Origin of the sequence: Enterobacter sp. 22499 (assembly GCF_052044815.1) — a bacterium.
Classification (GTDB): Bacteria; Pseudomonadota; Gammaproteobacteria; order Enterobacterales; family Enterobacteriaceae; genus Enterobacter; species Enterobacter bugandensis.
Map to the genome: position 1 here is coordinate 1,235,155 of NZ_JBQENR010000001.1, position 21,184 is coordinate 1,256,338.

Sequence of the window (21,184 nt, forward strand, 5' to 3'; positions counted from 1 at the left end):
ATACAACATTCCCTTGAATTGAAACGCTTTCCTTCGATATTCGCAACTGGAACACGCACGCTATGAGTAAACCCATTGTGATGGAACGCGGTGTTAAATACCGCGATGCCGATAAAATGGCCCTTATCCCGGTTAAAAACGTGGCTACAGAGCGCGAGGCGCTGTTAAGAAAACCGGAATGGATGAAAATCAAACTTCCGGCAGACTCTTCGCGTATCCAGGGGATCAAAGCGGCGATGCGTAAGAATGGCCTTCACTCTGTTTGTGAAGAAGCCTCTTGCCCGAACCTTGCTGAATGTTTCAATCACGGCACCGCGACGTTTATGATTCTGGGTGCCATCTGTACCCGCCGCTGCCCATTCTGCGACGTGGCGCATGGCCGCCCGGTGGCCCCCGATGCCAACGAGCCGCAAAAACTGGCGCAAACCATCGCCGACATGGCGCTGCGTTATGTGGTTATCACCTCCGTTGACCGCGACGATCTGCGTGATGGTGGTGCTCAGCACTTCGCTGACTGCATTACTGCCATTCGCGAAAAAAGCCCGAACATCAAAATCGAAACGCTGGTTCCTGACTTCCGCGGCCGTATGGACCGCGCGCTGGATATCCTGACCGCGACGCCGCCAGATGTGTTTAACCACAACCTGGAGAACGTTCCGCGTCTTTACCGTCAGGTGCGTCCGGGAGCCGACTATAACTGGTCTCTGAAGCTGCTGGAGCGCTTTAAAGAAGCACATCCGCATATCCCGACCAAGTCAGGTCTGATGGTTGGTCTGGGTGAAACTAATGACGAAATCATCGACGTCATGCGCGATCTGCGCCGCCACGGTGTGACCATGTTGACGCTCGGCCAGTATCTGCAGCCAAGCCGTCACCACCTGCCGGTACAGCGCTACGTGAGCCCGGATGAATTTGACGAGATGAAAGCCGAAGCGCTGGCGATGGGCTTTACCCACGCGGCTTGTGGTCCATTTGTTCGTTCTTCTTACCATGCGGATATGCAGGCGAAAGGCGAAGAAGTCAAATAACGTCGTAATATTCATTTACAGTAATGCAAAAAAACCGGCCTCATGAGCCGGTTTTTTTTCGCAAGCCCTCAGGCATTGCCGTTACTCTTTGTGGGAAAGCTTCTCTGCCGGGATGTCGTCAGCGCTTTTCTTCGCGGCTGCGTCATCGTCGTTCATCGCTTTCTTGAAGCCTTTGATGGCAGCCCCCAGGTCACCACCCAGCGTGCGTAACTTCTTGGTACCAAACAGCAGGACGACCAGTGCGGCAACCACCAGCAGTTTGGTAATACTAATCTCACCCATAGATACCTTCTTTACTTAAAACAGGCTGCATTCAGCGCCAAAACCCGATCGTATTAACGGTCATTTGGCGCGTGCACACAATAGCAATCTGTAACAAGGTGAATCAAGCATTGTTGAAAAAAACATCACAATAATTGCGGTGGCGCAAAGCGACGGTTGCGAAGAACAGGTAATTGCTGACGCGCAAGCGCAACTCTTTCTAAAATTATCTCCGCCATCAGCAGAACCGGCGCTTCCGCTGCGGCGGCAATCGTCACTCCCAGGGGATCAACCACCCTGCTCTGCCCGATGTTTTTATTGCCGCACTCCCCGGCGGCAACAACATAACAGGTCGTGTCCAGCGCGCGTGCCGCAAGCAGCGTAGCCCAGTGTTGCTCTTTTAGCGGCCCCTTAACCCATGCGGCGGGCAATACCAGCACCTCCGCCCCCTGCAGCGCCAGATGCACCGCCAGCTCCGGGAAACGCAGGTCATAGCAGGTCATCAACCCCACCTTAAACCCGTCGATATCAATGAGCGGTGGGACGACATCTCCCGGATCAACGCGTCGCGACTCCTGGATGCTGAACGCATCATAGAGATGAAGCTTGGCGTAGCGCGCAACAATGGCACCGTCACGAATAGCCACCAGCGTATTCACTGCGCGACCCGGCGTTGAGGGAACGTGCACGGTTAAGACGGTGGTCATCGTACTGCCTACGCTCTGAGCGAGCAGCTGTTGTAAAAATTCGCCGTCAAGGGCCTGTGCGGACTTCACGGACAAATCCGGGTCGTTATCATCCCTTGCCAGCAACGCCTCAGGAAGCACCAGCAGCGACGCGCCTTTCTGTCGGGCCTGTATCATCAGGTTAACGCACTGCACTGCGTTAACCCGCCAGTCAGGCGTGACCGCAAACTGCCCTACCGCAACATACATATTTGTCCCCTCATTATAAACAGCGTTAAACTCGCTACTCTTACACATCAAATAGCAGGTATTTAGCGTGTTACAACTCCTTTTAGCTGTTTTTATTGGTGGAGGCACGGGGAGCGTTGCGAGGTGGTTACTGAGTATGCGATTTAATCCCCTGCACCAGGCGATTCCATTAGGAACGCTGGCCGCCAACCTGATTGGTGCTTTTATTATTGGTATGGGGCTGGCCTGGTTTAACCGGATGACGCACATCGATCCCATGTGGAAAGTCTTGATTACCACCGGCTTCTGCGGCGGTTTGACCACCTTTTCAACCTTTTCCGCGGAAACGGTTTTTCTCTTTCAGGAAGGACGTATCGGCTGGGCGCTGGTGAATATCGCGATCAACATGATCGGATCTTTCGCGATGACGGGGATCGCATTTTGGCTTTTTTCCTCTGTAAGCACGCATTAACTGCCGGAGCGTTAATGTTGGCTTAATTTTTCTCTGTCACTCTGAAGGCAATACTGAACGAGGGTGACAAATGAAACAGAGTCTGATGAGCGCAGGCATGGTGTTGTTGAGCGTACTGATCGTGGCCAGCTTCCTGAAAATTTACCTGCTTGGCTGATTCATAACGAAAAAAACCCGCTCAATGAGCGGGTTTTGAAATTCTTGCTGACGCGTCTGAATTACAGAGCGATTACGTTAGCAGCAGAAGGGCCTTTGGCACCGTTAGTGATTTCGAACTCTACACGCTGACCTTCAGCCAGAGTTTTGAAACCATTAGACTGGATTGCAGAGAAGTGTACGAACACGTCTTTGCTGCCATCTTCAGGAGTAATGAAACCGAATCCTTTGGACTCATTAAACCACTTAACGTTACCTTTAATCTTAGACATCAAAATTACCTTTACATTAAAAAACGACACAAATGCTGTGTCGGTTACCAGTACATCAATTGTGGGACCTTTTGTCCAGCGGATCTTTGACAAAAAGTGACTAAAGTCGCGTTAATTTTCACTGACAGATTTTTATCGCTTACGAATCAACGGCTGCACGTTTTTTCACCACCAGGTAATGTTTTGTCAGTTAAAACTGAAAACGCATCCAGGCGAAGTAAACGTTACCGTTGTTATACGTTCCCGGAATGTAGGTCATCTGGAACGTTGCAGGGCCGTAACCAACAGAGGCCAGAGGCAGCAATACGGGGATCGGAATGTACTTCCAGTTGTCGCGCGCGGTCACCCCGGCGGTATAGCCCAGACCAACGTGGAAGTTCTCATCCGCCAGCGGGCGCCAGGTTTTTTCCCAGCCGTAGCCGCCAATCGGTTCCCACTTGTTAAAGGAGTCTTTGAAGGCCATCAGGTAGATGCCATGCCAGTTTCCTTTATCATCCCAGCGCGACTGACCAAAACCCGCTCCCCAGGGACGCTCGTTGTATTTATCCGTTTTCTCTTTGTCGTAAGCAAAGCGCGCATGCCACGTTATTGCCGGGACATAGAGATCATAATGTTCAGGCGCTGACCAGGTCTGCGAAACATTATCCGTAAAAGTGGAGAACCAACCTTTATCCGTCGCGTTGTTCTCTGCCTGTGCAACAGAAGAAAACGTTAACTGGCCAATAATAAACAATAAAATAGAGAAAAAAGTATTACGTACAATCACAATGCAATTACCATTCTTGATATTCGAGGCAAAGTTTAACATAGAATAATTGAACCAAGCCTTAACGGTATCACCCCTACTCTTAAATATCAGGCCGCTTTTCGGGAATATTCCTAAAGCGGCGTTCTGCTTATCCCGAATAAACCCACATCATGTACGCCTAATGTCTGTTAACGGTCTCCAGTACTAACAGGCCAGACCACACAAAAGTTTAACATTTTGTTATCATTACATAGACATGTTACGCTGTCTTTGCCGGTCAAGATCCTTATGACATAAATGCCTTAGCCATGGCAAAAACGCTGTTATGCTGTTCGTTAGTCGTCTGTTTATTGATTTTAATCAGCAAGGGCGGGCCATTAATTCGGCACATTTTCATCCTTCATTTTTATATTAATTTTTTATATCTCAGGGCAGAAAGACACAGGGGAAATCATGCTTACCTTTATCGAGCTCCTAATTGGGGTTGTCGTCATTGTGGGTGTAGCTCGCTACATCATTAAAGGATACTCAGCCACGGGCGTTTTATTTGTCGGTGGTTTAACGCTGCTGATAATCAGCGCAGTAATGGGTCATCAGGTTTTACCTGCCAGCGCAGCCAGCACGGGCTACACCGCCACGGATATTGTTGAATATATTAAAATCCTGCTCATGAGCCGCGGTGGCGATCTGGGTATGATGATCATGATGCTGTGCGGTTTTGCAGCCTATATGACCCATATCGGCGCGAACGACATGGTTGTGAAGCTTGCCTCGAAACCCCTGCAGTACATTAACTCGCCGTATCTGTTGATGGTTGCCGCCTATTTCCTCGCCTGCCTGATGTCGCTGGCCGTTTCATCGGCAACCGGGCTTGGCGTACTGTTAATGGCCACGCTGTTCCCGGTGATGGTGAACGTGGGCATCAGCCGTGGGGCAGCGGCGGCAATTTGCGCCTCCCCGGCGGCCATTATTCTCTCCCCGACGTCAGGTGACGTTGTGCTGGCGGCGAAAGCAGCCGAAATGTCGCTTATCGACTTCGCCTTTAAAACCACGCTGCCGATCTCGATTGTCGCCATTGTGGGAATGGGTATCGCGCATTTCTTCTGGCAGCGCTATCTCGATAAGAAAGAGAACATCAGCCATGAAATGATGGATGTAAGCGAAATCACCACCACCGCGCCGGCGTTCTATGCCATTTTGCCGTTCACGCCGATTATCGGCGTGCTCATTTTTGACGGGAAATGGGGCCCGCAGCTGCACATTATTACTATTCTGGTTATCTGTATGCTGTTAGCCGCTGTGCTGGAGTTCGTGCGCGGTTTCAACACCCAAAAAGTCTTCTCCGGCCTTGAGGTCGCGTATCGCGGTATGGCAGATGCGTTTGCTGGCGTGGTGATGCTGTTGGTTGCAGCAGGTGTCTTTGCCCAGGGTCTGAGCACGATCGGCTTTATCCAGAGCCTGATCTCCATCGCCACCTCGTTTGGCTCGGCCAGTATTATCCTGATGCTGGTCCTGGTGGTACTGACCATGCTGGCGGCAATGACCACCGGTTCCGGGAATGCGCCATTTTACGCCTTCGTTGAGATGATCCCTAAGCTGGCTCACTCGTCCGGTATCAACCCGGCTTATCTTTCCATTCCCATGCTCCAGGCCTCAAACCTGGGTCGTACCATCTCGCCTGTCTCAGGCGTGGTGGTGGCGGTTGCCGGGATGGCCAAAATCTCGCCGTTTGAAGTGGTGAAACGCACGTCAGTGCCGGTGCTGGTTGGGCTAATCATCGTCATTATTGCTACCGAAGTGCTGGTTCCCGGCGCCGCCTAAGTGAAATTCCTGATTACCTAAAAGCGCCTGCGGGCGCTTTTTGTGCTTTAATAACCCACAAAAATGAATTGCGCACAACCAATCAGGAAATCACATGTTCAGGAAGGATATCGTTATCCCGTCTGGCGCAGTAGCGCTTGCACTCAGTCTCTTCTCAGCACAGGCCGACCCCCTCAAGGCCACGCAGTACGGCGATTTCGATCGCTATGTGCTGGCTTTATCCTGGCAAACGGGATTTTGTCAAAGCATGGTCGAGCGTAACCGCAATGAACCGGATGAATGTCGTCTGCAAAAAGAGCGCGACAATAAAACCGATTTTCTGACCGTTCACGGGCTATGGCCCGGCCTGCCGAAATCCATTGCCGCACGCGGCGTGGATGAACGTCGATGGATGCGGTTTGGCTGCGCCACGCGCCCTATCCCGAACATGCCGGAAGTGAAGGCCAGCCGCAAATGCGCAGCAGCCGAAACCGGGCTGTCGCTTTCCGGCGCGGCTAAGCTGAACGAGGTCATGCCGGGCGCGGGTGGAAACTCCTGTCTGGAACGTTACGAATATGCCAAACATGGCGTCTGCTTTGGTTTTGATCCCGATGCCTATTTCGGCACCATGGTGAGAATGAATCAGGAAGTGAAAAACAGCGCCGTCGGTCATTTCCTTGCGGAAAATTACGGTAAAACCGTCAGCCGGAGTGATTTTGACAACGCCGTTGCCAAAACCTGGGGCAAGGAAAATATCAAAGCCTTCAAGCTGACCTGCAACGGTAATCCGGCGTATCTGACCGAGATGCAAATTTCACTCAAAGCAGACACCATTAACGCCCCGCTTTCTGCGACATCCTTTGCTCCGCAGCCGCATCCAGGCAACTGCGGAAAACAATTTGTCATTGATAAGGCCGGTTACTGATCGCCCACCACCGGTCGCACCATGTCAAACCGGTGTTCTTCACTGATGCCATAGTAAGCCGTCGGCCCACCCGCACGCAGGATGGGCTGCGCTTTCGCCGTCTGGTATATCCCCTCTTCCAGCAGCGTTTCGGCAATATGGATCCCGACCACTTCTCCCAGCACCAGCCAGGTATCCACCGGCGTACCGTCGGCGCCGGTAAGCTGAATGCACTGAGACAGGCGGCACTCAAAGTTGACCGGGCTTTCCGCCACGCGGGGGGCGCTCACCAGCTGGCTTGCCGCAGGCGTTAATCCGGAAAAGGTAAATTCGTCCTGGTCGTGAGGCAGCGTGGCAGAGGTCTGATTCATCGCTTCCGCAAGATCGCGCGTTGCCAGATTCCAGACAAACTCCTTTGTTTCAACAATATTACGCACGCTGTCCTTCCAGCCGTTGCTGGAAAAGCCAATGATCGGCGGGCGATAGTTAAAGCAGTTGAAGAAGCTATACGGCGCAAGGTTGAGCTGACCGGCCTGGTCGCAAGAGGAGATCCAGCCAATCGGACGGGGGCCGACAATGGCATTCAGCGGGTCATGCGGCAGGCCATGCCCCTGAGACGGTTGGTAGAAGTACATAGCGCTCTCTCGTTGGTAAGGGCTGCGGCGAATGATGTTTCGCGCAGCGCCCGGGTTCAGAACATACAGCGTAACGCAATCCGCCAGGAATGAAGACTGAATAAATTTCAGTGAAAATTCATATGGCACATGAATGTGACCTTCATCACTTCAAACTTGCGCGTTCAGCCAGTATCATCGGGAGAGTTAAACCCTCGCTGCCAGACGGCGAGGGTTTTCTTTTGGATTGGTTTCTGCGTTAGACGCAGCATTAACGACATGGAGTAAAAAATGTCCAGACCTACAATCATCATCAACGAGCTCGACGCAGAACGTATCGACAGGCTGCTGGAAAAAGCAGAATTCGCCTCACTTCCGGTGGCCGATGCCCTGAATGAGGAACTCGACCGGGCGCAGATGTGCACGCCTGAGACGATGCCGCATAACGTGGTCACTATGAACAGCCAGGTGAAATTCCGCAACCTGACCACCGGTGAAGAACTGACCCGCACGCTGGTTTACCCGGCTCAGATGACCGACAGCAGCGCACAGCTTTCTGTTCTGGCCCCTGTGGGGGCCGCACTGCTGGGGCTGCGCACGGGAGATACCATCCACTGGGACTTGCCGGGCGGTGCCTCCACCCATCTGGAAGTGCTGGAGCTGCTCTACCAGCCAGAAGCCGCGGGCGATTACCTGCGTTAATGTCATTCTGAACAAACGCGACCCGCGTTGCACAGAGGATGCGCCTGCATCCTCTTTCCGAACATCTTCACCCGATTGCGCTACATCGCAGGACAGTACCTTGAGCGCCACCGGCGAGTGATCTCACACCACGCCGCCCGGGAACGCATTTACCAGGCCCTTCACTTTTTGCTCAGCGGCCTCAGGTGTTTCCGCGCCGGGCACCAGAATCACCTTCCGGCACTCCTCCTCCCGTTTTTCGAAAATCTTATAGGCACGTTCCGCATCCGCCAGGGGGAGATAATGCGTCACAATCTCTTCCGGCGTCAGCAGCCCTTTTTCGATCAGCGGTAACAGTTCGCCCAGCCAGGCGTGGACGTGCGTCTGGCCCATCTTAAACGTTAGCCCTTTATCGAAGGCATCCCCAAACAGGAAGCCATGAATAAACCCGGCATACACGCCGGGTACGCTGACCACCCCGCCGCGCCGGACGGCAGCGATACACTGACGCAGCGCTTTGCCGCTGCTGCCCTCAATTTTAAGGTTGCTGAGGATCGTCTCCGTGGTGCTACCCTTGGCTTCGAACCCGACAGCATCAATGACGGCATCGACACCCCGCTGTCCGGCGGTTTGCTCGATTATCTTTTCCGCCGCGTCGTTATCATCATCAAAATTGATGGGGATAGCACCGTAGCGCGCCTCGGCAAACCGCAGCCGATAGGGGTGATGGTCGATAACAAAAATCTGCTCAGCCCCTAACAGCCGTGCGCAGGCAATCGTCAACAACCCCACCGGACCGGCACCGAAAACGGCGACGCTGGAGCCTTTTTCAATCTGCGCATTTTTTGCCGCCTGCCAGGCGGTGGGTAAAATATCAGACAGAAACAGAGCCTTATCATCAGAGAGCAGCTGCGGCACCTTAAACGGTCCGACGTTGCCTTTCGGCACGCGCACATATTCCGCCTGTCCTCCCGGCACGCCGCCGTAGAGATGGCTATAGCCAAACAGCGCTGCCGGCGCGGGAATTTGCTTTTTGTTCAGCGCAGCGCCCTGCCCGGCATTGGTGTTCTCACAGGCAGCGTACTGCTGCAGACGGCAAAAGAAGCAGTCACCGCAGGCGATGACAAAGGGGATCACCACGCGATCGCCTTTTTGCAGGTCCTTCACCTCTCGACCGCACTCGACGATCTCGCCCATAAATTCATGTCCAAAAATGTCGCCGTGCTGCACCTTTGGGATCTTTCCACGATAGAGATGCAGGTCGGAGCCGCAAATCGCCGTGGCCGTGACGCGCAGGATGATATCGTCGGGCTGTTCAATGATGGGATCGGGGACATTCTCAACGCGAACATGGTGCGGACCGTGGTACGTGAGTGCTTTCATGCGACCTCCGAAAGGTTTCAGGTAAGTTTATAAAGGGTAGCTACCCCTGAAAGTCTGCCGGGAAATACGCGCCTTTTGAGATTTATCCTGGCGAGAGAGGAAAAGTGCCGAAGCGCTTACAGAAACCATTCATATTTTGTGGTTGAATGTATCCAGCGTTTATAAACAAGGAGAAACGGTTATGTATAAGACAATCATTATGCCGGTTGATGTTTTCGAAATGGAACTGAGCGATAAAGCTGTTCGCCACGCGGAATTCCTCGCGCAGCAGGACGGAATTATTCATCTTTTACACGTCTTACCGGGCTCTGCCAGCCTGAGCCTGCACCGCTTTGCCGCCGACGTGCGTCGCTTTGAGGAGCACTTACAGCACGAAGCCGAAACGCGGCTGCAGACCATGGTCGGGCATTTCAGCATCGACCCTTCCCGCATCAAAACCCACGTCCGGTTCGGTAGCGTGCGCGATGCCGTCAATGAACTGGCCGCGGAGCTGAATGCAGACGTGGTGGTGATCGGTTCACGTAATCCTTCCATTACCACTCACCTGCTGGGGTCGAACGCTTCCAGCGTGATCCGCCACACCCATATTCCGGTGATGGTGGTCCGGTAAATACCAATAAAAAACCCCGCTTGCGCGGGGTTTTGTTTATCAGTACAGGTGACCAATATTGACGATGGTGCTGACGGTATCGCCGAAGAAGGTCAGGCGGCTGAGCACCACACCTACCAGCAGGAGCGCAAACACCGCTTTCTGCATCGGCTGGCGCTTCAGCGATAACGCGCCACCCACAACGCAGCACAGCAGGCTACCCAGATAGAGCGGCGAGCTTAACCAGGCGTGAGCGGTCATTTTCATGATGGTACCGCCGCTGAGCCACATCACCGGCGCGGCAATCAGCAGCGCCATCAGGGCGATAATCCCCTGGCGCAGCGCGGCGTTTGATCCTTTCAGCCCGAGCAGCGGCGTTGCGGCACAGCCCATCACCCAGACCGTCGCAAAGAACAGCATCATGGTGATGCCGTTGGCAATGGCCTGCATCGCCGGTGCCGCGTAGGTCATTCCCTGCACCACCACCAGCAGGATCCCGAACAGGGACGCCAGCAGCGCTGCGCCTTTGTTTCCCTTACTCAGGAAGGCCAGCCCAATCATGGCGCCGTACAGGGTCGCGCCCAGAATTTCGCGGCTCAGCCAGGCATGTTTCAGGTTAATCAACGCGTTGTATGCGTGTTCCGGGTGCGCCAGATGCAGCACCGCGGCAATGGAGGCAACGCCCAGAATCAGCCCGGTAATTAGCCAGTGAAGGCGGGTGCCATGCACTTCACCACGCAGCGTGCGCCAGGTCAGAAGCAGCGTCATCCCGACGGACATCTGGCTTAGCACGGTAAAGATAACGAGCGGTAATTCATACTTTTCCATTATTTATCCCCCGGCTGTTTTGGCTGACGGGCCAGAATGAAGCGCGTACCCGGATTAAGCTGAGGCATCTTCGGGAAGCCCGGCGGATACTGCACGGCATTGTTCGGCAGCGGATCGGCATCCAGATCGATAATCGACAGGGCACCGACCGGACACGCGTTCACGCAGGCCGGAGCCATACCGATATCGAGACGTTCATAGCACATGCTGCACTTCTCCGCCTTTTGCGTCTCTTCATTGAAGCGCGGCGCGCCGTACGGGCAGTTACGGATGCAGTTTTTACAGCCGATACAGCGTTCAGGGTTATGGACCACCACGCCGTCATCACGTTTGGTGTAGGCTTCCACCGGGCACGCCGCCAGACAGGCCGGGTTTTCACAGTGGTTACAGGCCAGCGAGAAAAACGCACGCTCCTCATGCGGATAAATTTCTTTATCCAGCGGATAGACATAGCGCCAGAAGCGATCCGGCTCAAGCTGGTTAAAGCTCTTGCAGGCCATGGCGCATCCGCGGCAGCCAATACATTTATCACTGTTCACTAAAAATGCGCGTCTCATGCGTCTGCTCCTTCACTCGCGATAAGGGCAATGTCGACAAACTGGCTGTGGATCGCCGCGCCAGGCGCGCCGGTTGCCATCTTGCCCATATCGGCTGGCGTATCTTTCACGACGTTCTGCACGTTGTACTTAAGCTTGTTAAACCAGGACTCATACATCACCAGGAAATCTTCCGGCACGTTGGTGGTGATCTTCGCCCGCAGCTCCACTTCGCCCACGTCGTTAAACACGCGGACTTTCGCCAGCTCGCGAATCCCCTTCTTGTGCGCGGCGGCTGGGTGGATATAGACAAACGGCTCCGGCCAGAAGACCTGCATCCAGTCGAGGTTGACGAACTGAGAGTGAAGGCCGTACTGCAAATGCGGAGTAAACAGATGGAACGGCAGCTTGCCCTCCGCGGCAGGCAGATACTCCGGCAGCGCTTTATGGCCGTTCTTTTCACACAGCTCGGAGAGGAACTCATACTTGCCCGATGGTGTTTTAAACTTGCGGTCGTGCCAGGCCGCCGAGCTGACCATTTTGGCTTTCACCGGCCCATCCAGCAGATCGTCCCAGGAGCGGATGCCGAACTGCTTCGCCATGCCCTCATTGAACTCAAGGTCGAGCCATTTTTTCTGGTCAATGTCCTGCGGGAAGGTACAGGAGCCCGGCTCCATTTTGTTGATGGTACGCGAGAGCAGCACGGCAATATCCAAATCGCTCTTGCACTCGTACATCGGTTTAATGGCCGGTTCATTCACCGAAAGCCAGTAATGCCAGTAAGACGACGAGAGGTTCCAGTGCTCAAAGGTGGTGGTCACCGGCAGCACAATATCGGCATGCTGCACCGTCTCGTTGAAGAACTGATCGACGCAGACCACCATCTCCAGCTTGCTGAAGGCTTTTTCCATTTTGTTGCGGTCAAAGTCCTGCGCGAACGGGTTCTTGCACGCTACCCACAGCATACGAATGGGCGGATCGTTGGCATCAAGAATGCTCTGCGCGGTCTGGTTCAGGTTCAGCGCGCGGTCGGAATAGTGGCTCTTTTCGCCGCTGTCACTGACGAACTCCCCTACCGGGCCGCTTTCTCCCACCATGCCAACAGATCCGACCGGTGGCTTCTGCGTCATCGCATGATAGTTGTAGCCCCAGGTCTGCAGATGGCCGTAGCGGGCACCGCCGCCTTCCACACCGATGTTGCCTGTCATGGCAACAAAAGCGTCAATGGCGCGCACGTTCGCCCCACCGTTGACGTGGCGCTGCATCCCGTAGCCGATCCAGACGGTGGCAGGTTTTACCGCGGTGAACTCTTCCGCCAGCTGGCGAATCACCTCTGCCGACAGGCCACAGATTTCAGATGCCCACTCCACGGTAATATTGCTGCGCAGATACTGTTCAAATTCCGGGAAGCCGTGCGCGAAGTTGTTCACAAACTCCTGGTCGACGCGGCCAATATCCAGCAGGTGCCGCGCCATTCCCAGCGCCAATGCGCCGTCCGATCCCGGGCGCACGCGCAGATACAAATCGGCTTTCGCGGCGGTTTGCGAGAACAGCGGATCAATGACCACCACTTTCGCCCCTTTCTCACGCGCCTGATAGATGTACTTCATGGTATGCATGGAGCACCAGGCCGGGTTTGCGCCCCAGATAATGATGTATTTGGCTTTCACCAGATCTTCCGGGTCGTTACACCACATGTCGCCCATGTCGTAGTGCTGGGCATCGATCCCTGCTGGCCAGCATGGCGTACCAGCGAACCGCGTGGTGTAACCGAGAGAAGACATCATCCCCTCCACGGCATAACTCATCACGCCCAGGTTGCCGGAGTATTTCGACAGCGCCAGGCCGAGCATAGACCCGTCTTTCTTTTTAATCTCCAGCATCTTGCTGGCAATGCGCTGCATGGCCTCATCCCAGGAGATGCGACGCCATTTACCGCTGCCGCGCCCATCCTGGATCATCGGGTATTTAATACGGTCCGGGGAGTAGACCCGGCGCGGGTAGGTCAGCCCTTTCACACACGGGGCACCGTGTGTAAACGTGGACTCGCTTGCCCCGTCAACGAAGGTGATGACGTCATCTTTGACCCAGGTTTTTAAGCTGCAGGTGTCGTAGCAGTTACGCGGGCAAGCGTTACGGAAAATTTTGTAGGTTTTTGGGTTAAACGGAATGGGGGGCTGTGCCATGGCACATCGGGATGATAATAGTCCGCCGGGTAATGCGGCAACGGTACCCAGCGCAATCAGTCCTTTTAAAAAGGAGCGCCGGTTTAGCTGCCCTTTATCAATACTCATAATATTACTCTCGTCTTTAATTCATCAAACCAATTAGTCATCTGCAACGCGAGACATTTAATTGCGGTTGTTTTCGCGCAATCCTTTATTTTTGCAATAAATGCGGGGAGCCATAATTCAAGATGCCCCTGCACAAAGCGGGCGAGTGCGTCATGATATTGCGGCGAATGTCTGGCATGCGCGGAGAGCATCACCACCAGCTCCATTTCATAGCTGACGTGATCGTCGGGAACGCTATTTTCCCCGGTCACAAAAAGCCCGATGCTGCGCAGGAATTCGCGTACGCTCAGCGTTGTAGCGCCCATCAGCAGAGGCTCTTCGTCCAGATACACCGAGGCATAAGGCGGCGCCAATAGCGTTGCAGGGCCGACAAACAGGGCGTTGAAATCATACTCAACCTCTAACGCCTCATCCTGCTGCCAGGTTTCACTTTCCGGGAATAAAGGATGTAACGAAGCGCATCGCGATGCCATGTCCGCCGCGTTAAAGAAATCACGAAACATCAATCCCTTTATTTCAAATGGGGTTAACGCCTCATATATTGAAGAAGTGGATGTATCTTTGTCATTCATATTAAATATAAATATTTATCGCTATAAAAACGACAAGATATTATCAGCAGGCTTATTATTTTCTTTGATCGAAGCAGGTAATTAACGCATGAAGGGGTTAATAACGAGTATAATTGAGGGTAAAAAAATCTAAAAAAAAAGCCACCTCATAAAGAGGTGGCTACTGCAGGTATGTCTTACTTTCTTTTATTATGCGGTTTTGGTGCGGATCAGGTAGTCAAACGCGCTCAGGGACGCTTTTGCACCTTCGCCAGTCGCGATGATGATCTGCTTGTACGGCACGGTGGTGCAGTCGCCCGCGGCAAACACGCCCTTCACGCTGGTTTCACATTTCGCATCGATGATAATCTCGCCCATGCGGTTGCGCTCAATCGCGCCTTCCAGCCAGGTGGTGTTCGGTAGCAGGCCAATTTGTACGAAGATCCCCGAAAGCTGCACGCTGTGAACATCGCCGCTTACGCGGTCACGGTACTCCAGACCGGTCACTTTGCTGCCGTCGCCCTTCACTTCCGTGGTCTGCGCGTTCAGCACGATGTCGACGTTTTTCAGGCTGCGAACTTTATCCTGCAGCACCTGGTCGGCCTTCATCTCAGGTGCGAACTCCAGCAGCGTCACGTGTTCAACAATCCCCGCCAGGTCGATAGCCGCTTCCACGCCGGAGTTACCGCCGCCGATCACCGCCACCCGTTTGCCTTTAAACAGCGGGCCGTCACAGTGCGGGCAATAGGTCACGCCTTTGGTACGGTATTGATCTTCGCCCGGAACATTCATGTTGCGCCATTTTGCCCCGGTGGCAACGATCACGCTGCGAGCTTTCAGCACCGCGCCAGAGGCGGTTTCAATCTGGTGTAAGCCCCCTTCCACCGCCGCCGGAATCAGCTTGCTGGCGCTCTGGCTGTCGATCACATCTACCTCGTAATCGCTGACATGAGCCTTCAGCGCACCGGCCAGCTTCTGACCTTCGGTTTTTGGTACGGAAATGTAGTTTTCAATGTCCACGGTATCCAGCACCTGTCCGCCAAAGCGTTCGCCCATAAGACCGGTACGAATACCTTTACGTGCAGAGTAAACCGCTGCCGCAGCGCCCGCAGGGCCGGAACCGACAATCAGCACATCGTACGCATCGCGTTTGTTCAGCTCTTCCGCCGCGCGTTTTTCCGCGCCGGTATCCACTTTCGCGACGATTTCCGTCAGCGTCATGCGGCCCTGGCCGAACTCCTGACCGTTCAGATACACCGCCGGAACACCCATCACGTTGCGATCGGTGATCTCATTCTGGAACGTACCGCCGTCAATCGCCGTATGCTTGATGCGCGGGTTCAGAACCGACATCAGGTTCAGCGCCTGCACCACGTCCGGACAGTTGTGGCAGGAGAGCGAATAATAGGTTTCAAATTCAAAATCACCGTCGATATCGCGGATCTGCTCCAGCAGCCCCTGCGCTTCTTTTGACGGATGACCGCCGGTCCACAGCAGCGCCAGCACCAGTGAGGTAAATTCATGCCCCAGCGGAGAGCCGGCAAAACGCGGTCCCTTGTCCGAGCCCGGGTTAGTAATCAGGAAAGAGGGTTTACGAACCGCAAGCGAATTGTCTTCTTTGAAGGTCACTTTCGGAGACAGTTCAGCGATCTCTGCCAGCAGCTCTTTGATTTCTGCCGATTTCGCGCTGTCGTCCAGCGTGGCAATCAGCTCAACGGGTTTTGTCAGTTTCTCAAGGTAGGCCTTGAGTTGGGTTTTCATATTGGTGTCGAGCATAGTTCTTCCCTCTCTTAAGACGTCATCATGCAAGCTGCCTTTGCGGGCGGCCTGAATGCAACTTGCATCATGGTGCTGGAATGAAATGGGCGCGGGGGCGCCCATTGATTGCCGGATGGTGAAAACTTAGATTTTACCGACCAGGTCCAGGGATGGAGCCAGGGTCGCTTCGCCTTCTTTCCATTTAGCCGGGCACACTTCACCTGGGTGAGAAGCCACGTACTGAGCCGCTTTCACTTTACGCAGCAGGTCAGAAGCATCACGGCCGATACCTTCAGCGGTAACTTCGATAGCCTGGATAATGCCCTGCGGGTCAACCACGAAGGTTGCACGGTCGGCCAGGCCTTCATCTTCACGCATGTTGTCGAAGTTACGGGTCAGGGCGCCAGTCGGGTCGCCGATCATCGCGTATTTGATTTTCGCGATGGTTTCAGAGCTGCTGTGCCACGCTTTGTGGGTGAAGTGGGTATCGGTAGACACAGAGTAAACGTCTACGCCCAGCTTCTGCAGTTCGTCGTAATGGTCAGCCACGTCGCCCAGTTCGGTCGGGCAAACGAAGGTGAAGTCAGCCGGATAGAAGAAGAAGACGCTCCAGCGACCTTCGGTATCTTTCTCGGTTACTTCAATGAACTCACCGTTTTTGAACGCCTGGTTTTTGAAAGGTTTAATTTTAGTGTTAATCAAAGACATCTGTACTTCCTCCGTGTTTTCGTTGAAAGCTAAGGTAACCAACTTTGCTCATCGGGGCTAATGCGTATGCTTTATCAAATCAATCAGCCAAACCTTACAACTTCAACAAGACAGCAAGGTGAACCTGCTGCGGTACTCCAGAAAGTATAAAGGCCGCCTCAACGGGCGGCCCTGATACCTGAATTCCCCGCAGGTACATTCAGTGCCAGCCGAGGCTGGCGTTGCGTTGCGCTCTACATACCTTGTATCAAGGTCGTAACAGCAGGTTGATTACACCACCAGCACCAATCGAGAGCAATCCATCAAAAGCGCGTTCCTGCCTATGGCTGTGATAGGTTTTGACTGAGAGAAATACATTACGCTCGTAAATTAACTTTACGTAATCAATTTACGGCAATATATAAATGTCAACATTTATTAAATTGAACCCAGCCCATTCAAAGATAAAATTATCTTAATCTCACATGTAATTCTATTTCAATAATCCGATGGCGTGATATATTAAGATAACTTAAATAACACTTTAAGTTAGTTAACCACAAGGATTGTAAATGGTTAGCTTTAATCTATAGTTATCATCAATATGTTAACAACAGACTCACGGCAAACAGGATGACACATGGCAAATCTTTATGACCTTAAAAAATTCGACCTTAATTTACTGGTCATTTTTGAGTGTATCTATCAACATCTTAGCATCAGCAAGGCCGCTGAAACGCTTTACATTACCCCTTCAGCCGTCAGTCAGTCTTTGCAACGCCTGCGTGGCCAGCTTAACGATCCGCTGTTTATCCGTTCCGGCAAGGGGATCACCCCCACGACCGTCGGAACTAACCTGCACCTGCATCTTGAGCAAAACCTCAATCAGATTGAGCAGACCATCAACCTGATGCACCACACCGACATCAAGAAAAATTTTGTCATTTATTGTTCTCAGATGGTGACGCCAGGCTATCTTCTCGACCCCATTCAACTGTTAATGTCTCAAGAGAATTGTGAGGTAGAACAACGCGATATGCTTGTCTCTGCGGAGTCAGCAGAGGATTTACTGGCCTACCGTAAAGCCGATCTCATTTTTACCGTTGCGCCCGTGAATAACCGGTCCGTTGTCTGCTCGCATTTCACCACCATTCCCACCGTGATGATCTGCCGCGAAGACCATCCGAGAATTGGTACAGAAGTCTCCGCCGAGCAGTTATACAATGAGAAATTCACGATGTATCAAAGCACGAATACGGGCGTGAAGGAGTATCAGGTTCGAGCCAACGAAGCGTTCCCGGAGAGAAACATCGCGTTCCGTTCGGACTCTCTCAGTTCGCTCCTCTCTATGATCAGCATGTCTGATTTAGTCGGCTATATTCCTCTTTCCATTTTTGAAACCTATAAACACGCTTTAAAATTAAAGTCCGTAGCCGCGCCCTTCAAATTGCCCGAAGCGCAAATCTATATGGTCTACAACCGCGCGTCGTTAAACAGCAGCGTATTCGCCAGCTTTATTGAAAAATTGCATAAGTTGGCTCAATAGAATGGACGCGTCATCGCGAAGGTATTTCCAGCAAGAATAGAGTGAAGGCGTAAAATAATTAGTTGAGAATGAAAACATATAATAACATGATGGCAGTTTAATAGCATTAACGGTATTCCATACGCAGGATGCGACTCATCATGTCTATCTATAAATACCCTCTTCAGGAAAACGTTCTGGAGGCTGCTTCAGAACGCATAAACTGGACGCTGCAAAATTTTACCCGCGTGTGCGTCTCATTTTCTGGCGGAAAAGATTCAACGGTGATGCTTCATCTTGCTGCGCAACGGGCGCGGCAGCTGAACAGAAAAATAGATGTCCTCTTTCTGGACTGGGAAGCACAGTTCTCCTGCACCATTGAGCATATTGAGAACATGAGGACCCAATATCGTGACGTCATCAATCAGTTCTGGTGGGTGGCGCTGCCGATCACCACGCAAAATGCCCTCTCTCAGTACCAGCCGGAATGGCAGTGCTGGGAACCCGGCATAAGTTGGGTCAGACAGCCTCCGCCTGATGCCATCACCAGTACTTTTTATCAGCAGGGAATGACCTTCGAGGCCTTCGTCAAGGACTTTGCCGAATGGTATGCGCGAAGGCGCCCCGCCGCAGTGATGGTGGGCATCCGCGCCGACGAATCCTATAACCGCTTCCTGGCAATCGCCTGTGCGCGAAAGCAGCGCTTTTCCGACGACAAACCCTGGACAACCGTCGCGCCCGGCGGTCATGCCTGGTATATCTATCCTCTCTACGACTGGAAAACCGCCGACATCTGGACCTGGTTTGCCAAAACGGGCTGCGCCTATAACCCCCTCTACAATCTGATGTACCAGGCCGGCGTGCCACCGCGCTACATGCGCATCTGTGAACCCTTTGGCCCGGAGCAGCGACAGGGTTTATGGCTCTATCATGTCGTTGAACCTGAACGCTGGGCCGCCATGTGCGCACGCGTCAGCGGTGTGCGCAGCGGCGGAATTTACGCGGGGCACGACAACCACTTCTACGGTCACAGAAAGATCCTCAAGCCCGACCACCTCAGCTGGCAAGAGTACGCCATGCTGCTCCTCGACAGCATGCCGCAACAGACGGCTGAACATTATCGCAATAAAGTCGCGGTGTACCTGCACTGGTATCAGAAGCGCGGGATGTCCGATCTTCCCGATACGCAGGAGGGTGATATCGGCTCAAAGGATATCCCGTCCTGGCGGCGAATATGCAAGGTTCTGCTCAACAACGATTACTGGTGTCGGGCCCTCTCCTTTAGCCCGAACAAACCAAAGCACTATCAGCGCTATAGCGAACGGATGAAATCAAAACGCAATGAGTGGGGGATCTTATGCAGCAACGACTGATTACCGAACTGGAAACCTATTTGCAGACGCTCACCGACGAGCAACGTATAGATGCCATCAATGCTTTTCGCCAGGCCATGCATCATCTCAGCCCGTTCAGCGACCAGCCCGTCGACTGCGTGCTGTGGATAAAGCAGGACGCTATCGTTGCCAACGACTACAACCCAAATAACGTGGCGCCGCCGGAAAAGCGTCTGCTGAGTCAATCGCTAGAGCTCGACGGGTTTACGCAGCCCATCGTGGTGACGGAAAGCGAGCCAGCGCATTACGAAATTGTCGACGGCTTCCATCGTCACGAAATCGGTAAAAGCAGGGCCGCGCTGAAGCGCCAGCTTCGGGGCTATTTGCCCGTCACCTGCCTGCGCAAAGATCGCCAGCAAAAGCTTGACCGGATGGCCGCCACCATCCGCCACAACCGTGCGCGGGGACGCCACCAGATCAACGCCATGTCCGACATCGTCCGGGAGCTGGCCCAGCTTGGCTGGAACGATGAGAAAATTGGTAAGGAACTGGGGATGGACAGCGACGAGGTGCTGCGCCTGAAGCAGATCAACGGCCTGCTGGAGCTGTTTGCAGACCGTCGCTATTCCGAAGCCTGGACGGTGAAATAGTCAGAGCGTCGCCAGACGCTCCGCCGCCGCCAGCAGCGTCGATTCCTGTTTCGCAAAGCACAGGCGAATCAGCTTATGCGGGAAGGGATCGGCGCAGAACACCGACAGCGGAATAGCCGCCACGCCCACCTCCTCCGTCAGCCACCGGCAAAAGCTGACGTCGTCCAGATCGGAAATCGCGCTGTAGTCCGCCAGCAGGAAGTATGTCCCTTCACACGGCAGAATTTCCAGACGGCTTTTGCTCAGCGCATTTACAAACATATCCCGACGCGCGCGGTAAAAATCCGGCAGCTCGCGATAGTGCTGCGGTTCGCTGCGCAGCATGTCCGCCAGCGCCAGCTGGGCAGGCGTGTTGACCGCAAAGGTCAGGTACTGGTGCACCTTGCGCAGCTCCGCGCTGATGGCCGCTGGGGCCACGCAGTAACCTACCTTCCAGCCGGTCATATGGTAGGTTTTTCCAAATGACGACACCGCAACCGCGCGCTCGCGAAGCTGTGGATGGGCCAGCACGCTGGCGTGCCCTTCCTCCGCAAAGCAGATGTGCTCGTAGACTTCATCGCTCAGGACGTAAATTTCCCGCTCGGCGATAGCCTGCCACAGCGCGGCAAAATCGGCCTTTTGCCACACCGTCGCCGACGGGTTGTGCGGGGTATTCAGGATCACCAGGCGCGTTTTATCACTCAGCAGCGCGGCGAACGCCTGCCAGTCCGGGCGGAAATGCGGCGGCTGGAGCGCCACGCGCTTCACCACGCCACCGGAGAGTTCAACCGCAGGCGCATAGCTGTCGTAGCTTGGGTCAAAGCAGATGACTTCATCCCCCGCGCGCACCAGCGCGGTGATGGCCGCGTACAGCGCTTCGGTCGCCCCTGCCGTCACCGTGATATCGCTGTTTGCATCGGGGTGATAGCCATACAGCGCCGCCGTTTTGTCGGCAATGGCTTCCCGCAGCGCCTGCACGCCGATCATCGGCGCATACTGATTCGCCCCCTGCGCCACGTGGTGCGTCAGACGTTCCTGCAAATATTTCGGACCATCGAAATCGGGGAACCCCTGCGAGAGGTTAATGGCATTGTGCTGCTGCGCCAGGGCGCTCATCTGCGTAAAGATGGTGGTACCGAGATTAGGAAGTTTACTCTGCGGGATCAATACGTTATTGCTCATGTTGTCGTGCCTGCTTGTAATACTTATGTTGCTGCCAC

22 protein-coding genes are annotated in these 21,184 nt (G+C 53.8%); 9 read left to right on the plus strand and 13 right to left on the minus strand.

Annotated features, from left to right (window positions below; genetic code table 11):
* Positions 1-62 precede the first annotated feature (62 nt).
* A complete protein-coding gene (gene lipA, locus ACTJI7_RS06070; protein ID WP_028012333.1) occupies positions 63-1,028 on the plus strand; it encodes a lipoyl synthase in 966 nt (321 codons plus the stop codon).
* Between the two features lie 81 nt (positions 1,029-1,109).
* On the opposite strand, the gene tatE is transcribed toward lipA, so the two are convergent.
* Together tatE and ACTJI7_RS06080 are read right to left on the minus strand one after the other, a co-directional pair.
* On the minus strand, positions 1,110-1,310 hold the full coding sequence (gene tatE / locus ACTJI7_RS06075) for a twin-arginine translocase subunit TatE (protein ID WP_028012332.1): 201 nt from the start codon (positions 1,308-1,310) through the stop codon (positions 1,110-1,112).
* 125 nt (positions 1,311-1,435) lie between these two features.
* Positions 1,436-2,224, minus strand: coding sequence for a deaminated glutathione amidase (locus tag ACTJI7_RS06080; protein ID WP_063154712.1), 789 nt, complete (start codon positions 2,222-2,224; stop codon positions 1,436-1,438).
* 67 nt (positions 2,225-2,291) lie between these two features.
* Between ACTJI7_RS06080 and crcB the strand changes: the two genes are divergently transcribed.
* Positions 2,292-2,675 carry a fluoride efflux transporter CrcB gene (gene crcB / locus ACTJI7_RS06085; RefSeq protein ID WP_041910922.1) on the plus strand — a complete coding sequence of 128 codons (384 nt, stop codon included), beginning with the start codon at positions 2,292-2,294 and terminating at the stop codon, positions 2,673-2,675.
* A 218-nt stretch (positions 2,676-2,893) separates the two neighbouring features.
* Here the strand turns inward: crcB and cspE are convergent, their stop codons facing one another.
* On the minus strand, positions 2,894-3,103 hold the full coding sequence (gene cspE, locus ACTJI7_RS06090) for a transcription antiterminator/RNA stability regulator CspE (RefSeq protein ID WP_002439184.1): 210 nt from the start codon (positions 3,101-3,103) through the stop codon (positions 2,894-2,896).
* 190 nt (positions 3,104-3,293) lie between these two features.
* On the minus strand, positions 3,294-3,911 hold the full coding sequence (gene pagP, locus ACTJI7_RS06095; protein WP_080339189.1) for a lipid IV(A) palmitoyltransferase PagP: 618 nt from the start codon (positions 3,909-3,911) through the stop codon (positions 3,294-3,296).
* Positions 3,912-4,304: 393 nt separating this feature from the next.
* Between pagP and dcuC the strand changes: the two genes are divergently transcribed.
* Together dcuC and rna are read left to right on the plus strand one after the other, a co-directional pair.
* Positions 4,305-5,672 carry an anaerobic C4-dicarboxylate transporter DcuC gene (gene dcuC, locus ACTJI7_RS06100; RefSeq protein ID WP_028012328.1) on the plus strand — a complete coding sequence of 456 codons (1,368 nt, stop codon included), beginning with the start codon at positions 4,305-4,307 and terminating at the stop codon, positions 5,670-5,672.
* 94 nt (positions 5,673-5,766) lie between these two features.
* Complete coding sequence (gene rna, locus ACTJI7_RS06105) at positions 5,767-6,576, plus strand: ribonuclease I (RefSeq protein WP_440669862.1); 810 nt, start codon at positions 5,767-5,769, stop codon at positions 6,574-6,576.
* Here the strand turns inward: rna and ACTJI7_RS06110 are convergent.
* The gene (locus ACTJI7_RS06110) at positions 6,570-7,190 is read right to left on the minus strand and encodes a flavin reductase family protein (RefSeq protein WP_440669864.1); all 621 of its coding nucleotides are present in this window, start codon (positions 7,188-7,190) and stop codon (positions 6,570-6,572) included. The two genes, rna and ACTJI7_RS06110, sit on opposite strands and share 7 nt — an antisense overlap.
* A 270-nt stretch (positions 7,191-7,460) precedes the next feature.
* On the opposite strand from ACTJI7_RS06110, the gene rnk reads away from it, so the two are divergent.
* A complete protein-coding gene (gene rnk, locus ACTJI7_RS06115) occupies positions 7,461-7,871 on the plus strand; it encodes a nucleoside diphosphate kinase regulator (protein WP_028012325.1) in 411 nt (136 codons plus the stop codon).
* Between the two features lie 123 nt (positions 7,872-7,994).
* On the opposite strand, the gene ACTJI7_RS06120 is transcribed toward rnk, so the two are convergent.
* A complete protein-coding gene (locus ACTJI7_RS06120; RefSeq protein ID WP_028012324.1) occupies positions 7,995-9,233 on the minus strand; it encodes a zinc-dependent alcohol dehydrogenase in 1,239 nt (412 codons plus the stop codon).
* A 181-nt stretch (positions 9,234-9,414) separates the two neighbouring features.
* Here ACTJI7_RS06120 and uspG point away from each other — a divergent pair, with 181 nt between their 5' ends.
* On the plus strand, positions 9,415-9,843 hold the full coding sequence (gene uspG, locus ACTJI7_RS06125; RefSeq protein WP_028012323.1) for a universal stress protein UspG: 429 nt from the start codon (positions 9,415-9,417) through the stop codon (positions 9,841-9,843).
* A gap of 39 nt (positions 9,844-9,882) precedes the next feature.
* On the opposite strand, the gene ACTJI7_RS06130 is transcribed toward uspG, so the two are convergent.
* From ACTJI7_RS06130 to ahpC, 6 genes are all read right to left on the minus strand, one after another.
* Complete coding sequence (locus tag ACTJI7_RS06130; protein WP_041910926.1) at positions 9,883-10,650, minus strand: dimethyl sulfoxide reductase anchor subunit family protein; 768 nt, start codon at positions 10,648-10,650, stop codon at positions 9,883-9,885.
* Positions 10,650-11,207 carry a 4Fe-4S dicluster domain-containing protein gene (locus ACTJI7_RS06135; RefSeq protein WP_028012321.1) on the minus strand — a complete coding sequence of 186 codons (558 nt, stop codon included), beginning with the start codon at positions 11,205-11,207 and terminating at the stop codon, positions 10,650-10,652. The genes ACTJI7_RS06130 and ACTJI7_RS06135 overlap by 1 nt, the downstream gene beginning before the upstream one ends.
* Positions 11,204-13,480 (minus strand): molybdopterin-dependent oxidoreductase, encoded by a 2,277-nt coding sequence (locus ACTJI7_RS06140; RefSeq protein ID WP_440669867.1) that lies wholly within the window; start codon positions 13,478-13,480, stop codon positions 11,204-11,206. Before ACTJI7_RS06140 ends, ACTJI7_RS06135 begins: the two co-directional genes overlap by 4 nt.
* On the minus strand, positions 13,477-13,983 hold the full coding sequence (locus ACTJI7_RS06145) for a TorD/DmsD family molecular chaperone (RefSeq protein ID WP_048999857.1): 507 nt from the start codon (positions 13,981-13,983) through the stop codon (positions 13,477-13,479). The genes ACTJI7_RS06140 and ACTJI7_RS06145 overlap by 4 nt, the downstream gene beginning before the upstream one ends.
* A gap of 258 nt (positions 13,984-14,241) precedes the next feature.
* A complete protein-coding gene (ahpF, locus tag ACTJI7_RS06150; RefSeq protein ID WP_439216852.1) occupies positions 14,242-15,807 on the minus strand; it encodes an alkyl hydroperoxide reductase subunit F in 1,566 nt (521 codons plus the stop codon).
* A gap of 126 nt (positions 15,808-15,933) precedes the next feature.
* Positions 15,934-16,497 carry an alkyl hydroperoxide reductase subunit C gene (gene ahpC, locus ACTJI7_RS06155; protein ID WP_008501015.1) on the minus strand — a complete coding sequence of 188 codons (564 nt, stop codon included), beginning with the start codon at positions 16,495-16,497 and terminating at the stop codon, positions 15,934-15,936.
* A 619-nt stretch (positions 16,498-17,116) separates the two neighbouring features.
* Here ahpC and citR point away from each other — a divergent pair.
* From citR to ACTJI7_RS06170, 3 genes are all read left to right on the plus strand, one after another.
* Positions 17,117-18,022, plus strand: coding sequence for a DNA-binding transcriptional repressor CitR (citR, locus tag ACTJI7_RS06160; protein ID WP_049138709.1), 906 nt, complete (start codon positions 17,117-17,119; stop codon positions 18,020-18,022).
* A 140-nt stretch (positions 18,023-18,162) separates the two neighbouring features.
* Positions 18,163-19,374 carry a phosphoadenosine phosphosulfate reductase gene (locus tag ACTJI7_RS06165; protein WP_440669870.1) on the plus strand — a complete coding sequence of 404 codons (1,212 nt, stop codon included), beginning with the start codon at positions 18,163-18,165 and terminating at the stop codon, positions 19,372-19,374.
* Entirely contained in the window at positions 19,359-19,985 is a 627-nt protein-coding gene (locus tag ACTJI7_RS06170; protein WP_028012316.1) for an IbrB-like domain-containing protein, read from the plus strand. The genes ACTJI7_RS06165 and ACTJI7_RS06170 overlap by 16 nt, the downstream gene beginning before the upstream one ends.
* Here the strand turns inward: ACTJI7_RS06170 and ACTJI7_RS06175 are convergent, their stop codons facing one another.
* Positions 19,986-21,146 (minus strand): pyridoxal phosphate-dependent aminotransferase, encoded by a 1,161-nt coding sequence (locus tag ACTJI7_RS06175; RefSeq protein WP_440669872.1) that lies wholly within the window; start codon positions 21,144-21,146, stop codon positions 19,986-19,988.
* Between the last annotated feature and the right edge of the window lie 38 nt (positions 21,147-21,184).

Bases quoted from the DNA above. Each gene is read 5' to 3' on its own strand.
- lipA (WP_028012333.1), top strand. From the start codon at position 63: ATGAGTAAACCCATTGTGATGGAACGCGGTGTTAAATACCGCGATGCC.
- tatE (WP_028012332.1), bottom strand. From the start codon at position 1,310: ATGGGTGAGATTAGTATTACCAAACTGCTGGTGGTTGCCGCACTGGTC.
- ACTJI7_RS06080 (WP_063154712.1), bottom strand. From the start codon at position 2,224: ATGTATGTTGCGGTAGGGCAGTTTGCGGTCACGCCTGACTGGCGGGTT.
- cspE (WP_002439184.1), bottom strand. From the start codon at position 3,103: ATGTCTAAGATTAAAGGTAACGTTAAGTGGTTTAATGAGTCCAAAGGA.
- pagP (WP_080339189.1), bottom strand. From the start codon at position 3,911: ATGTTAAACTTTGCCTCGAATATCAAGAATGGTAATTGCATTGTGATT.
- dcuC (WP_028012328.1), top strand. From the start codon at position 4,305: ATGCTTACCTTTATCGAGCTCCTAATTGGGGTTGTCGTCATTGTGGGT.
- rna (WP_440669862.1), top strand. From the start codon at position 5,767: ATGTTCAGGAAGGATATCGTTATCCCGTCTGGCGCAGTAGCGCTTGCA.
- ACTJI7_RS06110 (WP_440669864.1), bottom strand. From the start codon at position 7,190: ATGTACTTCTACCAACCGTCTCAGGGGCATGGCCTGCCGCATGACCCG.
- rnk (WP_028012325.1), top strand. From the start codon at position 7,461: ATGTCCAGACCTACAATCATCATCAACGAGCTCGACGCAGAACGTATC.
- ACTJI7_RS06120 (WP_028012324.1), bottom strand. From the start codon at position 9,233: ATGAAAGCACTCACGTACCACGGTCCGCACCATGTTCGCGTTGAGAAT.
- uspG (WP_028012323.1), top strand. From the start codon at position 9,415: ATGTATAAGACAATCATTATGCCGGTTGATGTTTTCGAAATGGAACTG.
- ACTJI7_RS06130 (WP_041910926.1), bottom strand. From the start codon at position 10,650: ATGGAAAAGTATGAATTACCGCTCGTTATCTTTACCGTGCTAAGCCAG.
- ACTJI7_RS06135 (WP_028012321.1), bottom strand. From the start codon at position 11,207: ATGAGACGCGCATTTTTAGTGAACAGTGATAAATGTATTGGCTGCCGC.
- ACTJI7_RS06140 (WP_440669867.1), bottom strand. From the start codon at position 13,480: ATGAGTATTGATAAAGGGCAGCTAAACCGGCGCTCCTTTTTAAAAGGA.
- ACTJI7_RS06145 (WP_048999857.1), bottom strand. From the start codon at position 13,983: ATGTTTCGTGATTTCTTTAACGCGGCGGACATGGCATCGCGATGCGCT.
- ahpF (WP_439216852.1), bottom strand. From the start codon at position 15,807: ATGCTCGACACCAATATGAAAACCCAACTCAAGGCCTACCTTGAGAAA.
- ahpC (WP_008501015.1), bottom strand. From the start codon at position 16,497: ATGTCTTTGATTAACACTAAAATTAAACCTTTCAAAAACCAGGCGTTC.
- citR (WP_049138709.1), top strand. From the start codon at position 17,117: ATGGCAAATCTTTATGACCTTAAAAAATTCGACCTTAATTTACTGGTC.
- ACTJI7_RS06165 (WP_440669870.1), top strand. From the start codon at position 18,163: ATGTCTATCTATAAATACCCTCTTCAGGAAAACGTTCTGGAGGCTGCT.
- ACTJI7_RS06170 (WP_028012316.1), top strand. From the start codon at position 19,359: ATGCAGCAACGACTGATTACCGAACTGGAAACCTATTTGCAGACGCTC.
- ACTJI7_RS06175 (WP_440669872.1), bottom strand. From the start codon at position 21,146: ATGAGCAATAACGTATTGATCCCGCAGAGTAAACTTCCTAATCTCGGT.